The 13621-nt window shown below is 52.0% G+C and carries 14 protein-coding genes and 1 riboswitch; of the genes, 13 read left to right on the forward strand and 1 reads right to left on the reverse strand.

The window, feature by feature from the left end; genetic code table 11:
* Nucleotides 1–105: 105 nt before the first annotated feature.
* From EH198_RS02750 to EH198_RS02760, 3 genes are all read left to right on the forward strand, one after another.
* The gene (locus EH198_RS02750; RefSeq protein ID WP_124694009.1) at nt 106–1017 is read left to right on the forward strand and encodes a LysR family transcriptional regulator; all 912 of its coding nucleotides are present in this window, start codon (nt 106–108) and stop codon (nt 1015–1017) included.
* A gap of 50 nt (nt 1018–1067) precedes the next feature.
* A complete protein-coding gene (locus EH198_RS02755; protein WP_124694010.1) occupies nt 1068–1976 on the forward strand; it encodes a tyrosine-type recombinase/integrase in 909 nt (302 codons plus the stop codon).
* An 86-nt stretch (nt 1977–2062) separates the two neighbouring features.
* Nucleotides 2063–3160: a DUF3900 domain-containing protein gene (locus tag EH198_RS02760; protein WP_124694011.1), complete on the forward strand. Its 1098-nt coding sequence runs from the start codon at nt 2063–2065 to the stop codon at nt 3158–3160.
* Nucleotides 3161–3256: 96 nt separating this feature from the next.
* Here the strand turns inward: EH198_RS02760 and EH198_RS02765 are convergent, their stop codons facing one another.
* A complete protein-coding gene (locus tag EH198_RS02765) occupies nt 3257–4186 on the reverse strand; it encodes an L-lactate dehydrogenase (protein WP_124694012.1) in 930 nt (309 codons plus the stop codon).
* Nucleotides 4187–4475: 289 nt separating this feature from the next.
* On the opposite strand from EH198_RS02765, the gene bcaP reads away from it, so the two are divergent.
* The 10 genes from bcaP (at nt 4476) to EH198_RS02810 (ending at nt 13277) form a co-directional block, all read left to right on the forward strand.
* Nucleotides 4476–5873: a branched-chain amino acid transporter BcaP gene (bcaP, locus tag EH198_RS02770; protein WP_124694013.1), complete on the forward strand. Its 1398-nt coding sequence runs from the start codon at nt 4476–4478 to the stop codon at nt 5871–5873.
* A gap of 39 nt (nt 5874–5912) precedes the next feature.
* Nucleotides 5913–7196 carry a WD40/YVTN/BNR-like repeat-containing protein gene (locus EH198_RS02775; protein ID WP_185702720.1) on the forward strand — a complete coding sequence of 428 codons (1284 nt, stop codon included), beginning with the start codon at nt 5913–5915 and terminating at the stop codon, nt 7194–7196.
* A gap of 245 nt (nt 7197–7441) precedes the next feature.
* Nucleotides 7442–7618 carry a hypothetical protein gene (locus EH198_RS24465; protein WP_185702721.1) on the forward strand — a complete coding sequence of 59 codons (177 nt, stop codon included), beginning with the start codon at nt 7442–7444 and terminating at the stop codon, nt 7616–7618.
* Nucleotides 7619–7835: 217 nt separating this feature from the next.
* On the forward strand, nt 7836–8237 hold the full coding sequence (locus tag EH198_RS02780; RefSeq protein ID WP_379310039.1) for a DUF2500 domain-containing protein: 402 nt from the start codon (nt 7836–7838) through the stop codon (nt 8235–8237).
* Nucleotides 8238–8380: 143 nt separating this feature from the next.
* The gene (locus EH198_RS02785) at nt 8381–9136 is read left to right on the forward strand and encodes an SDR family NAD(P)-dependent oxidoreductase (protein WP_124694015.1); all 756 of its coding nucleotides are present in this window, start codon (nt 8381–8383) and stop codon (nt 9134–9136) included.
* 120 nt (nt 9137–9256) lie between these two features.
* Nucleotides 9257–9679, forward strand: a complete 423-nt coding sequence (locus tag EH198_RS02790) for a cell wall hydrolase (RefSeq protein ID WP_124694016.1) — start codon at nt 9257–9259, stop codon at nt 9677–9679.
* Between the two features lie 30 nt (nt 9680–9709).
* Complete coding sequence (gene gerQ, locus EH198_RS02795; protein ID WP_185702722.1) at nt 9710–10183, forward strand: spore coat protein GerQ; 474 nt, start codon at nt 9710–9712, stop codon at nt 10181–10183.
* A 295-nt stretch (nt 10184–10478) separates the two neighbouring features.
* A complete protein-coding gene (locus tag EH198_RS02800) occupies nt 10479–11795 on the forward strand; it encodes a hemolysin family protein (RefSeq protein WP_124694017.1) in 1317 nt (438 codons plus the stop codon).
* A gap of 289 nt (nt 11796–12084) precedes the next feature.
* Nucleotides 12085–12816: a DsbA family protein gene (locus tag EH198_RS02805; protein ID WP_124694018.1), complete on the forward strand. Its 732-nt coding sequence runs from the start codon at nt 12085–12087 to the stop codon at nt 12814–12816.
* The gene (locus EH198_RS02810; protein WP_124694019.1) at nt 12813–13277 is read left to right on the forward strand and encodes a disulfide oxidoreductase; all 465 of its coding nucleotides are present in this window, start codon (nt 12813–12815) and stop codon (nt 13275–13277) included. The genes EH198_RS02805 and EH198_RS02810 overlap by 4 nt, the downstream gene beginning before the upstream one ends.
* A gap of 182 nt (nt 13278–13459) precedes the next feature.
* A riboswitch (cyclic di-AMP (ydaO/yuaA leader) is annotated at nt 13460–13619 on the forward strand.
* Nucleotides 13620–13621: the final 2 nt, after the last annotated feature.

Consider the following 13621-nt stretch of genomic DNA (forward strand, 5'->3'; position numbering starts at 1 on the left):
TGTCATTCTTGTCTTTTGTTAAAGAGTATCAGATAATAGTCCTATTGGAAAAACGGAATGTTTAGATGACATCCATTCAAAATTCCGATGGAAGGGTGCATGTCGATGGAATCCCGTCATCTTTTTACTTTTTTGGTCGTGGTGGAAACTGGGAGCTTCACACGGGCCGCCCAGAAGCTCGATTACGCCCAATCCAGCATTACGGCGCAAATTCAAGCTTTGGAAAGCGAACTGGGTCAACCGCTGTTTAACCGGATCGGCAAAAGAATCACCCTGACCGACGCCGGACGCCGTCTTCTGCCATATGCCCAGGAGATATCCAAAATGCATGCCATGGCTGAGAACGCACTGCGCTCGCAAAGCGGCATCGGCGGATCGCTTAAGATCGGCGGGCCTGAATCTCTGGCGGCCTTTCGGCTCCCCGGCATCATTCGCGAATACAGAGAAAGGTATCCCCAAGTTGAGATGATTCTCAAACCCGGTTTCTGCTGGGATTTGCGGGAAATGATCCGGTCGGGCGAGGTGGATTTGGCTTTTTTGCTGCAGCCCGAACAGGACGACAAGGATCTGCATATCGAGACGCTGGTGCAGGAGGAAATGGCGCTGGTTGCGCCGGTGAATCACCGGCTGGTTCACCTTGCCGCAGTCGATCCGTCCGATCTTAAAGAGGAGACGATTCTGCATACCGAGACGGGCTGTTCGTACCGGCTGCTGTTTGAGCAGCATTTGAATACGCATGGAGTGTACCCGGACCCGAAGCTGGAATTCTGGAGCATCGAAGCGATCAAGCAGTGCGTTATGGCCGGTCTGGGCATTTCCTTTTTGCCGCTGGTTACGGTGCAAAAAGAACTCGCGGACGGAACGATGGCGCGGCTGAACTGGGATGACGAATCCCAGCGGGTGGCGACTCAGGTTGCATATCACCGCAAAAAATGGAAGTCACCGGCGCTCGAAGCATTTATGGAAACGGTTCGGAAGCATGCGTCGGGGTGGCAGCGCCAAGGCGTTCACGGCTAAGTTAATATCTGCTATAATAAGTGGTCGGAAAAGGGGAGGAGGGAATCCGCATGGACGAAGCTCTGCTGGAGTATGAAGAAGAACTCGAAGCCTTTATCGTCTGGATGAAGGATGCGGGTTACACGCCGTATACCCGAAAATCGTATCTGGCCGATATCCGGCAGTTCTTAATCAGTCTGAACGGCAAGAAGCTGGATAACGTCAAAAAGCTGCACGTCATCTCCTTCCTTACCTCGATGCGCGAACGCGGAGTAAGCGACGCCACTAGGAACCGCAAGCACGCCTCGGTCAGCTGCTTCTTCAAATCGCTGATCGAACTTGAACTGTTGACCGGCAATCCCGCGGCGGGCATCAAAAAGTCCAAGACCGAGAAAAACCGGGACCCGGTCTATTTGGACGAGGACGATATGCGGCTCTTTCTGGCTAATGTGGACGGCAAGTACAAAGAACGCAATTTAGCCATTTTTCTGCTGATGGCTTATATGGGGCTGCGCGTTGGGGAGGTACATACGCTTGATTTGGGAGATTATCATCCGGAACGGCGCACGCTGCGCATATTCGGTAAAGGGCGCAAATGGCGCAATGTTCCCGTGCCGGGGGATGTCGCCCCTTATCTGGACCATGCGCTGGAGGAACGGCTGACGCCCTGGCGCGGAAGCAGGGAAGAAGCGATGTTCATCTCCCAAAAAGGCCGCCGCCTCTCGATCCGCGCCATTCAGGGCATTGCCGCCGAGACCTTTCAGCGCTTCCAGAGCGGAACTCCGGCTGCCTACCGGCGTTCTTTTTCCAGCCATAAGCTTCGGCACTCCTTCGCCACGATGCTGCTGCGTAAGGGTGCGGATTTACGGACCGTTCAGGAATTGCTAGGACATTCCTCTATTCAGACAACGACGGTGTACACCCATATTACGGACAAGGAAAAAGAAGAAGCCATGTCCCGCCTGCAGCTCCACCTCTAAAACATAACATTAAATTAACACCACTGTGAAAGATATTGGTGACAAGAACGCCGATCAACGGTTAACATGGAAATGAGGTTGCAGACATGAAATTCAATGTCCAATTTCTGTCCTTTTATGTGATTCAGGTAGAAGGAAATGAAGGACAAGGCGCGAAATCGTACAAGCATTACCAAACGCTGGATGAAGAAGAGTATGAGCACAGCGAGATCAAGAAGTTTCTGGACGGGGAGTTTACGCGGACAGCCAAGCGAAAGGTGGAGAAAAATCCGAACTCGGAGCAGGCGCCGACCAAGATCGGACGCTTTCTTGTGGAGCCGGGGTACGACCTTGACAGCAATCCTAACTTTAATCAGCTGACGCGGCTACGCGCGGCGGAAGACGTGGAATCCTTTCACAATTTCGGCGATGATCTGGTCCGAAGCTATCTCGACACGAGCGCCGTTCGCGGGGGAGCGCTTATTGTTTCCCAGGCTGTCCTGCGCACCCATGGCGACGACCCGTTCGTGTTCATCATGAAATGCGATTTCGAGTCCAAAATCGCCCGTATATCCGATGAGCGCAGTCTGATCAGCGAAGTGGAAATGGCGATCAGCGCCCGCAATATGAAGTCGATCCAGTATCCTTATATGCTGGAGGAAGGCATGGTGGAGGAGTGGGAGCTCAAGATCCACCAATCTTCGCATGCCCGTTATTTCGAGGATTTTCTGAAGTTCGTCACCTACGAGCAGTCGATTCCCGAGATTGTGAACGATCAGGTCATGGAGTACGTGCAGAGCTATGTGGAGACGAAGTGGCCGGACGAATCCCATGAGGAACGCCAGCAGACCGAGCGGGATTTGGAGCTTTGGGCGGCAAGCGAGAAGCGAGATATCCAGCACAAGTGGGAGCCTGAGGAAGTCATCGAGGCGGCGGCGCGGATTATCGACATCAAGCCGGAAATCGAGCTGAAATTCAAAATCGGCGACACCTATGTCAAAGGATTTTTGGCGGATTACGGGGACAAGATCCATATCGCCACGCTTGGCGACCGTTATGCGCTTGTGATCGAAGGCTCTTCTTTTACTTTTGATAAAGGATTTTCGCCTGTGGAGCTGCTTCAGCCTGAGCCGTTTGACCGGCTCTCGGAACGCCTGAAGGAGAAGAAATGGACGGAGGACGACGGGGAACCCCGCGAAGAATAAAGAATCATCCGGGAAGTCGAACGCAAAAGAAGCCGCCGGCTGTTTAACGCTTGGTGGCTTCTTCTTTGTGCGCGTCCTGCTTCAATTGAGCTTGACTTACAGCTCCAGTTTTGCGATTTCGGCTTTAAGCTTCTCGGCGGACTGCTGGAATAAATTCCGTTCTTCGTCACTCAGCGGCAGCTGCAGCACTTCGCGAACACCAGAACGGTCCACAATGCATGGTGCGCCGAGGAAGGCGTCCGATACGCCATTATAGTTGTTAAGCAGCGTTGAAACGTTCAGGACGGCGCCTTCATTGCTGAGGATGGCCTCCACGATCCGATCCAGCGCAAGCCCGATGGCATAGGAGGTCGCTCCTTTGGCGTTAATGATTTCATAGGCGGCGTTTTTTGTATTTTCGTAAATCTCCTGGCGGGTCTCATCACTAAAGCCGAGATCAATGCCGCCGCTGATGTTGGCCAGGCTCCATACGGGAACCTCGGAGTCGCCGTGCTCGCCGATGATGGAACCGTGAATGCTCCGCGGGTCGATCTCTTTGTGCTTCCCGATCAGATAACGGAAGCGGGCGCTGTCCAGCACGGTGCCGGACCCGATGACGCGCCTGCGGTCGAAGCCGCTGATTTTCAAAGTGGCATAAGAAAGAATATCGACAGGATTGGTTGCAATCAACAGAATGGCGTGCGAATTATATTTCGTAATCTTTTGGATAATATCCCGGAAAATCGAAATATTTTTGCGCAGCAGGTCGATGCGCGTCTCGCCGGGCTTTTGGGAAGCCCCCGCGGTTACAATGATAATGTCCGCGTCGCGGCAGTCTTCGTAGGTTCCGGCCCACAGCTTTACTCCGCCTACAAAAGGCATCCCGTGGTTCATGTCAAGGGCTTCGCCAAGCGCCTTTTGGTGGTTGACGTCAATTAATACGAGTTCGGGCATGCGGCGGCGCAGCAGCAGGGTGTAAGCGGTGGTCGTACCAACGGCACCGGTGCCGATAACGACGACCCGGTTAGGTTTGAAAGGGGGGGCCATATTTCCATCTCCTTCGAAAATGTGAATTTTTCTTGTCCAATCTTAACCATCATAGCCTCATTCGATAGTCTTTTCAAGAACCCGTTATTTAATCCATTACCCATTAATAACGGGAACCAACAACGAAAATCTGGGAAGGTGCGTCCCGGGCCCGATCTCATCTTTGCCGTAACCCAAGCCGCTGCGAACGGAAGAAAAGCGGGCGTCTATACGGCAGCGGGACTAGCAAGTTTGTAAATTGTGAATACTTCCCCCTAACCTAACATCTGAGACTGGAGAGAATTACAGCATGAATCTATTTCGCAAAAAACCGCTCGCCGCTCCCCAAGAGATTGGCGCAAGCAAATTGAGCAAGACTTTGGGCGCCTTTGACTTAACGGCGCTTGGCGTCGGCGCCATTATCGGCACCGGCATTTTCGTTATGACGGGCGTGGCCGCCGCCGAGCACGCCGGTCCGGCACTTGTTCTTTCCTTCGTCATTGCCGGCTTGGCCTGTGTCCTGTCGGCGCTCTGCTACTCCGAGTTTGCCTCGACAATACCGGTTTCTGGCAGCGCCTACGCATACAGCTATGTTGCATTCGGCGAGCTGCTTGCCTGGATTCTGGGCTGGGATCTGGTGCTGGAATACGGAGTGGCCGCCGCCGCGGTAAGCAGCGGTTGGTCGGGTTATTTCCAGGGGCTGCTGGAAGGCTTCGGCGTACATTTGCCGACCGCTTTATCGGGGGCGTATAATGCAGACGAGGGCACCTTTATCAATTTGCCGGCAGTAGTCATCATTCTGCTGATCTCCTCTTTACTGACCCGGGGAGTGAAAGAGACGGCGCGCTTCAATGAAGTGATCGTCGTCGTCAAGATCGCGGTCGTGCTGCTGTTTATTTTCACCGGTATTTTTTATGTGAAGCCCGAGAACTGGACGCCATTTATGCCTTTCGGCTTTCATGGAATCATGAATGGCGCGGCGACCGTGTTCTTTGCCTATATCGGATTTGACGCGCTGTCCACCGCCGCCGAAGAGGTGAAGCGACCGCAGCGGGATTTGCCTATCGGGATCATTTCCTCGCTGGCCATTTGCACTGTGCTGTACATTGCCGTTTCGCTCGTTCTGACCGGCATCGTTCCGTACCGGAGCCTGAATGTCAGCGATCCGGTGTCTTTTGCCCTGCGGTTCGCCGGACAAGATATGATTGCAGGCCTTATCTCCGTCGGCGCGATTGCCGGCATGACCACCGTGCTGCTCGTGATGCTGTTCGGTCAAACCCGGCTGCTGTTTGCGATCTCCCGCGACGGCTTGCTGCCGAAAGCTTTGTCCAGAGTCAGCTCCAAGACGCATACGCCTGTCCGCAGCACCTGGATGGTAGGCGGCGTAATCGCCGTTCTGACGGGATTTGTTCCCCTTGACCGGCTGGCCAACCTGACGAGCATCGGAACGTTGTTTGCCTTTCTTGTCGTCTCGCTCGGCGTTATCGTGCTGCGGCGCACCCAGCCCGGTCTTAAACGCGGCTTTACGGTACCTTGGGTTCCGGCGATTCCGCTTCTCAGCGCGGCGGCCTGCGCCTATTTAATGTACAATCTCGGCAAGGAGACCTGGATCGGCTTCTTTATCTGGCTTGTCGTCGGATTGATGATTTACGCCCTGTACGGATACCGCAGCAGTCTGCTGAACGGAGACGATAGCCGTTTGAAATAATAGGTTCCTATAACTAAAATACCGAAAGGAGAGAGAGCTTTGCCTTTTCTGGCTGTATGCCTGAAGCATCTGAGAAAGTTATCCGTCGTTCTTCCGGCTGCGCTGATCCTGGCATCCTGTTCATCTCCCCCGCCGGAGCCCTCGCCGCAGCCGCTCCCAACGGAGAAGCCGGAAGAAGGGCAGACGATTACCCTGATCACACCCGATGCGGCCAACATCGACTCGGCAAAATCGTCGAAATATCAGATTCAGACACGTTTAACCGACTTTCAGCTGCTCAGCGAATCGGAAGGACTGGCCTGGGGCGTGACCAAAAATGCATTGCGCCTTTACTTGACCCGGGACAACGGAAAGACGTGGACCAATATTTCCCCAGCTTCCGCCGTCCAGTTCTCATCGAATCCCGTGTATGGCCAGGATATCTTTTTCACGGACCCCGATAACGGTTGGATTATACGGCAGGCATTCGGAATGATGGAGACCATTGTGCTGCGCACCAGGGATGGGGGGAAGAGCTGGAAGATCTCATCGCTCAGCCAGGGTAGCAGCATTTCTTCGGCTTATTTTGCGTCGCCGCTGAAAGGATGGCTAATGGCGACCTGGGACACCGAGGAGAGTCGCGAGAGCAAGGCGCTGTTCATGACGGAGGACGGAGGCGCGACCTGGAAGACCGTTATGCAAAATGACCAGTATTCCCCGAACTCTCCCCATCCGGCGCTCCCGGTTGTCGGCGTGGCCGGAGGCTTGGTGTTCCAGGACAGCGACATCGGCTTGATTACGCTGAATCGGTCGAAGAGCCCTAGACTGTATCGTACCGTTGACGGCGGGGCCAGCTGGAGAGAGGATCAAGCCTTGCCGGATATCGGCGTTTTCAAGAATTACGATAATGTTATTTTGGGGAAGCCGGAATTCTTCGGTGCCGAAACCGGCTGGATTCCGGTAGCCAGCACTAAGAAGGACGTTGAGGGGACCGTCTATAATGGTTACTTCACCGCCAATGGCGGCAGAAATTGGAAATTAGTGGAGTTTAATCTCGGAATCCGAACCGGCGAGAATGAGAATGTGCCTCCGACCTTTCTGAATGTCAATGACGGCTGGATCTTTAACGGAAGCTTATTATACCGAACGACCAATCAGGGGAAGAGCTGGAAAGCACTGCCGTCCAGCAGCGTTCTGATATCGAAGTTGACTGAATTTCCGGAGATTGTCAAGCTGCAGTTTGTTTCGAAAGAGGTCGGATGGCTGCTGATCGAAAAAAGCATGGACAAGCGTTCAATTTTGCTGCAGACGACCAATGGCGGCATCAATTGGCGCGTCATGTGATATGAAGCGTGCGTATTCGAATCCCCAGGGATGAGGAGCCGCACGCTTTTTTACAAGAAACGTCATGTCTGCAATAGAATGCCGCCGCCATTTGCAAAGAAAATAAACAATGAAAAACTTATTTAAAATTTCTTATTAAATGTGAAAAAAATCACATTAACTACGATTTATCCTGTGATATATTTAACACATAGAAAGAACGTTCAAATTTTCACAAACTTAAATATCGAACAGGAGAGATTAATATGAAAACATTTGAAACGGATTTTGTAACCAAAAACCTTCTGCAATTATGTTATAACTGTGAGGATGCTTACCTGTGCGAGACGGAAGAACAATGCAAAGCTTGCTGGGCAGAGAACGGAATGATTCAGGAGCAAGAAGATGAAACGAAACGCTTCCTGGACCTGGTGCATGCATAACATAACCACCTTCAGCAAAGATAAAGGCCGCTAGTTTTCCGGAATCCGGAGAATTTGGCGGTCTTTTTGTTGCGGATTCAAAGCGAATGCCTCTCGGGAGGTGTTTAGGTCTTGAAGTGGCAAGTATGCTGTAAAAGTATGGGCATATAATGTAAGGAAGCCCGAGTTGACCGGTTTGCCCGGCGGGTGGAATACGGGAGGCGAGGGGGAATCAGTTATGAGTTTGGGGCCGGACCCATCATGGATGTTTGATTTTGCCGGAACGGTATTACCGATCTTTTTTGTCGTGATGATAGGCATTGTAGCCATTTCGGCCGGCAGAGGGCTGCTTGTGTGGAGCAGGAACAACCGGATGCCCGTTCTAACCGTCCCTGCCCACATTGTATCCAAGCGCAGCGAGATCAGACAGAAACCCCCGGAAGAGGGAAACGTTGCCCATACGACGATGATCTATTATTTGACCTTTGAATTCGATGACGGAGAACGGGTGGAGTTCAAAGTGAACGGAAGCGAATACGGGATCAGCGCCGAGCGCGACAGGGGACGGCTGACCTACCAGGGTACAAGGTACCACGGGTTCAAGCGGGAGCCCCATTATTCCGCGGTGGAAGAACGTTAGGTCAAATCTTTTTCCAAATTGTAAAAATTTAAGGGTATCCTCTGTTTCCGTCAAGCGGGTTCAGGGGATATATTACAAAATAGGACGCCGTCAGGCGTTTCTTCTTGTTTGCGGACGTAATTATAGAAATGGAGTGAAAGTCTATGAATTATAAAAATAAAACGGTTATGGTAACCGGAGCGGGCCGGGGAATCGGCAGGGCGGTCGCCATGGCCTATGCGTCTGAGGGCGCGCAAGTGGTCATTGCGGAGCTTAAAAGGGAAATAGGCGAAAAAACCGCGGAAGATATCCGGCGGGAGGGAGGAAAGGCGCTCTATTTATCCTGCGATGTCAGCAGGGAGGCGTATGTTGCGGCAGTGGTCCGGCAAACGGTACAAGCCTTCGGAAGCGTCGATATCCTGATTAATAACGCAGGGATCGCAAGCGCGCATACCGCGAAATTTTATGAGTTGTCCGTAGAGGATTGGGATAAAGTGATGAATACGAACGCCCGCGGCTGCTTTTTGATGGCGCGCGAAGCGGCCAAAGTGATGCGGAATAATCCGGATGGAGGAGCTATCGTGAATATTTCCTCTACCCGCGCCTTGATGTCCGAGCCGGACACCGAAGCATACGCCGCCTCCAAAGGGGCCATATCTTCACTGACCCATGCGATGGCGGTTACCCTCGGCAAAGACGGTATTACGGTCAACTGCATCCTGCCGGGATGGATCGAAACGGGGGATTACAGCGAGCTCAGGGAAATAGATCATAACCAGCATCCTGCGGGACGGGTCGGCGTTCCCGGGGACATCGCCAAGGCCTGTCTGTATTTGACTTCTCCGGACAACCGATTTGTTACCGGCGCTCAGCTCGTCATCGACGGAGGTATGACCCGCAAGATGATATATGAACCTTGAACCCATCCAGCATGATAAAAAATAACCGGTAAAAGTCACCACTTGGGCGTTCGCACATACAATACAACGTGCAATCAAGAACGACTGCCTCTCATTTGGCTAATTGAAGGAGGAAAGCGCGTGGCCGTCATCAAGACGAATTCGGAAGACCAGAAAGTTCTGGCCCGGCTAATGCGGGCGGAAGCGGAGGAGGATGGAGATCTCGGCATGCTTATGGTGGGCAATGTCGGAGTCAACCGGATACTAAGTAATTGTCTGGATTTTAGAAACATTCGCTCGATGAACGACATGGTATTTCAAAGTCCGGGCGGATATGAAGCAATCACGAAAGGGTATTTCTATCAGCGCGCCAGAGAAAGGGATATCCGCCTCGCCAAACGCGCCATCGCCGGCGAAAGAACGCATCCCGCCTCCAACGCGCTCTGGTTTTTCCGACCCGTCGGCAACTGCCCAGGTACCTGGTATAACCAGACGAACACCGGACGTTTTAAAGCGCACTGCTTTTTTAGACCCAGCGCAGCGGATTGTCCTACCGTTTACTAAACGATTTCATTATTTAGGAGGTTATGATTCATGATTATGCAGCCTTACCGTCCCGTTACGTATTCGTACGGAAGCATGTCTTCCAGTATGCCGGTTGGATCTGGAATGCCGGCTGGGCCCGGAATGCCGGTTGGGTCCGGAATGCCTGTTGGCGGAAGCGTCCCGCCCCAAGTAACGAGCGGAAGCCCGATGACGCCGTCGGGAGCCGTCGTTCCAACCCAGCAGCCCGTCTTCGAGCAATCCTACATCGAAAATATTCTCCGGCTCAATCTGGGCAAAGTCGGCACGTTTTATATGACCTACGAAAACAACAGCCAATGGAATGCCAAAGTCTTCAAAGGCGTGCTGGAAGCCGCGGGACGGGATCATATCATCATCAGCGATCCGTCGACCGGCCAGCGAACTATCCTGCTGATGGTCAATCTGGACTATGCGACCTTTGACCAGCCTCTTACTTACCAGTACCCGGGTGTCACCGGAAATCCGCCGGTTACCCGTAATTAATGCTAAATATAAGTTGGTCCCGGGCTAACGGCTCGGGACCTTTTTATTTATTCCGAGCGGGTGGCCGGAATGGATTTAAGCCGTCTTTTTCTGAAACAAACGCGCATGCTTGCGGGAATGGCGGATATATTTATATAATAATGAATATCTTTATACCCGGAATAATCAAGGAGCTGAGTCTATTGGGAAATATGTAGAGAAAGGTATGGCTGCCAAGTCGGACGTCTATATTTGGATAAAACGAAGGAGGTGGGCCTACCCGCCGGCCTAAGAATACGACGGGTAGGAGTAAAATTTGAGCGACCCTTTACCCGGATTATTGAGAGTTGGTCTGATTATTCTTTTGGTGCTGTTAAACGGATTTTTCGTCTCTGTGGAGTACGCGATGGTCAAAGCGCGCGGAGGGCGGATCGATTCACTGGCTGAGGAAGGCAGCAAAAGAGCGCTGTCGGCGCAGGGAATCATCCGCAATATGGACGCGTACCTCTCGGCCTGCCAGCTTGGCATTACACTGGCTTCGCTGGCTCTGGGCTGGCTCGGAGAGCCTGTCATCGCGGCGCTGTTGTCACCGCTGATGTCCGGATTCGGGCTTGGCGGTGCGGCGGTGCATGTATGTTCCGTAATCCTTGCCTTTTTATTCATCACCGTTCTTCATATTGTGCTTGGTGAATTGGCTCCGAAGTCCATCGCGGTTAACAAGGCCGAAACGGTGCTGCTGATGACTGCGGGACCTATGGGCGCCTTTTACAAGCTGATGTACCCCTTTATATGGGGGGTTAACGGGCTGGCGCAAGGACTTTTGCGAATGTTCAAGCTGGCGCCTGTTTCCGAGATGGGGACCGCGCATACGGAAGAAGAGATCCGGATTATAATGCAGGAGAGCAATAAGAGCGGACTGATCAATAATACCGAAATGGCACTGGTGGACAATATTTTCGGATTTGCGGACACCACGGCCAGGGAAATCATGATTCCACGGACGGAAATGATCTGCCTTAGCAATCTTTCATCCGTCCAGGAAAATTTGCAAATCGCTTTTGAAGGCATGCGGACGCGGTATCCGGTATGCGAGGGCGATAAGGATCATATTATCGGATTTATTCACATGAAGGATTTGATCCGGGAAAATACGATGAACCTTCACGAGCTGATTCGTCCCATTCTTACGGTACCCGAGTCGATTCAAATCAGCGCTCTGCTGAAAACGATGCAAAAAGCAAAGACGCAAATTGCAATTTTGATCGATGAGTATGGAGGAACTTCGGGACTGGTCACGCTTGAGGATATCATGGAAGAGATCGTCGGCGAAATCCAGGACGAATTCGACCAGGAGCGCGCGGGTGTCGAGAAGCTCGGCGAAGAGGAGTACTCTCTGGACGGCCTGCTGCTTATTGAAGAAGTGAACAGCAGGTTCGATATGCATCTGGAAACGGAGGATTACGACACGATTGGCGGCTGGGTGTATTCCAGACTTGAAGTCAATCCCCCTAACAAAGGGCAGTTCGTTGAGTACGAGAATCATCTGTTCATCATTGAGGAGACGGATAATAAACGAATCTCACGCATTAAGCTCCTGAAAGTTCAGCCGCTGGCGGAAGAAGCGGGAGCCTGAAAGAATGACTGAATTCTGCCCAATTGAGCTGTTTCTTAATGGCGGCATTCTTTTCTCGCAGTTTCATCAGTCAAACGGATAAGCGCGCAGCACTTATATTATTTGTCCAAGGGTGCCCCTAAAGCCAACGGCTCTAGAGGCGCCCTTTTCATTGCTGCGGAATTTTTAAAGAGTACCAGAGCAGGAAGCCGTCCTGTTTGCCAAAGCGAGTTCAATGATTATATAATTTTTCTGCACTATGTCTTCATGCCATTACTCCGGTCCGGCAGGACAGAAAGGAATTATAACCTTGAGCAAATCGAAAAAAAGCAGCACAGCCTCCCCGGCCCTGGCCCAAGAAAAGCGGCGGGCCGAACAGGAACGGCAGAAGAAGAAAACACGTATCCTTTTACTAGGAGCGATCCTGCTCGTGGTCGTTCTTTTCGCTGCGATGTTTGTATTGGCTTCCAAAAACACGGGCAACCCGGGTTTTCCGTACGATGAACTTCCAAGATTGGGAGCGGCGGATGCGCCCGTCAAGCTGGTGGAGTTCGGAGATTATAAATGCCCGGCCTGCGCCCAATTCTCCGGCGTTGTCAAGCCGCAGCTAGTGAAGGATTATATCGAAAAAGGCAAGGCCGCCCTGTATTTCGTCAATATGACCTTCATCGGGCCCGATTCCGAGACCGCTTCCTTGGCGGCGCTGTCGGTTTACCATCAGAACAGAGAAGCGTTCTGGAAATATTACGATGCGTTGTATGCCAATCAGGGGGACGAGAAGACCGAGTGGGCAACCGAAGATTTCCTGGTTGAGCTTGCGCAAAAAGAACAGCTTGACGTCGATTACGATCTGCTGCGCAAGGACATTCAAGAGCGTACTTATGAGGATGAATTGGCTAGAGATAACGCGACCGCAAAGGACAGCGGTGTTAGAAGTACACCGTCGCTGTTTATTAATGGTATAAAGGCCAATGAGCCTTTCAATCTCGACGCGATCGCCAAGGAGATTGAGACGGCGGCAAAGGCGGTTGAGACGGAATGAAATCATCCTCCGGCTTCTTAAGTCGGCATGGTCTCTACCTGGCCTGGTTTGTATCCTTGGTTGCCACAGCCGGCAGCCTCTACCTAAGTGAGGTGTTGAAATACGAACCCTGCAAGCTCTGCTGGTTCCAGCGGATTTTCATGTACCCGCAGGTGCTTCTTCTTGGCATAGCGACCTACCGGAATGATAAGCGTATTGTTCCTTACGTGCTTCCGCTTAGCGTTATAGGGGGCAGCATATCGCTGTATCATTACGCGGAGCAGAAAATTCCGGCTTTAGGCAAAGTACTTCCTTGCACCATCGGTGTGCCCTGCACGAAAGATTATCTAAATTTTTTCGGTTTCATTACGATCCCGCTGCTGGCGCTGACGGCTTTTATCCTTATAGCCCTGATGCTGTGGAACGCCAGAGCGCGCGAGGAGGAGGAAACGGAAGAGGCGGAGGACGGAAACAACTCGTAGCGGGGAAGTTTTTTTCCGTAATGGACATAAAAACCCGTGCTGCAGGGATAATACAAGATAATGAACGACACGATTATCTCTTGATGGGAATTTGCGTGAATTAGTCCGTTTTTCATTTCTTTTTCATCATTTTCACTGTTTACGACTATGGCAATATAGACTAATATTAGACCTTGTGAGTAGTTGAATATGCGCTGAATTTTCCAAATGGAAAAACGGGGGAACCAACTTGACCGCCCAGCGGTCAACGGGGTGAATCGGTGCCGGGAAGTTAATCCGGTCCGTAGGGCTTCCACAGTCCGAATCCGCCAGCTAACCTCGTAAGCTACAGTGGGATAATGATC

Origin of the sequence: Paenibacillus rhizophilus, from assembly GCF_003854965.1 — a bacterium.
In the GTDB taxonomy this organism is placed as follows: Bacteria; Bacillota; Bacilli; order Paenibacillales; family Paenibacillaceae; genus Paenibacillus_AQ; species Paenibacillus_AQ rhizophilus.

Excerpts from the sequence above, each read along its gene's own strand:
- gerQ (WP_185702722.1), top strand. The coding sequence starts at position 9,710 with ATGATTATGCAGCCTTACCGTCCCGTTACGTATTCGTACGGAAGCATG.
- EH198_RS02765 (WP_124694012.1), bottom strand. The coding sequence starts at position 4,186 with ATGGCCCCCCCTTTCAAACCTAACCGGGTCGTCGTTATCGGCACCGGT.
- EH198_RS24465 (WP_185702721.1), top strand. The coding sequence starts at position 7,442 with ATGAAAACATTTGAAACGGATTTTGTAACCAAAAACCTTCTGCAATTA.
- EH198_RS02785 (WP_124694015.1), top strand. The coding sequence starts at position 8,381 with ATGAATTATAAAAATAAAACGGTTATGGTAACCGGAGCGGGCCGGGGA.
- EH198_RS02780 (WP_379310039.1), top strand. The coding sequence starts at position 7,836 with ATGAGTTTGGGGCCGGACCCATCATGGATGTTTGATTTTGCCGGAACG.
- EH198_RS02750 (WP_124694009.1), top strand. The coding sequence starts at position 106 with ATGGAATCCCGTCATCTTTTTACTTTTTTGGTCGTGGTGGAAACTGGG.
- EH198_RS02755 (WP_124694010.1), top strand. The coding sequence starts at position 1,068 with ATGGACGAAGCTCTGCTGGAGTATGAAGAAGAACTCGAAGCCTTTATC.
- EH198_RS02810 (WP_124694019.1), top strand. The coding sequence starts at position 12,813 with ATGAAATCATCCTCCGGCTTCTTAAGTCGGCATGGTCTCTACCTGGCC.
- EH198_RS02760 (WP_124694011.1), top strand. The coding sequence starts at position 2,063 with ATGAAATTCAATGTCCAATTTCTGTCCTTTTATGTGATTCAGGTAGAA.
- bcaP (WP_124694013.1), top strand. The coding sequence starts at position 4,476 with ATGAATCTATTTCGCAAAAAACCGCTCGCCGCTCCCCAAGAGATTGGC.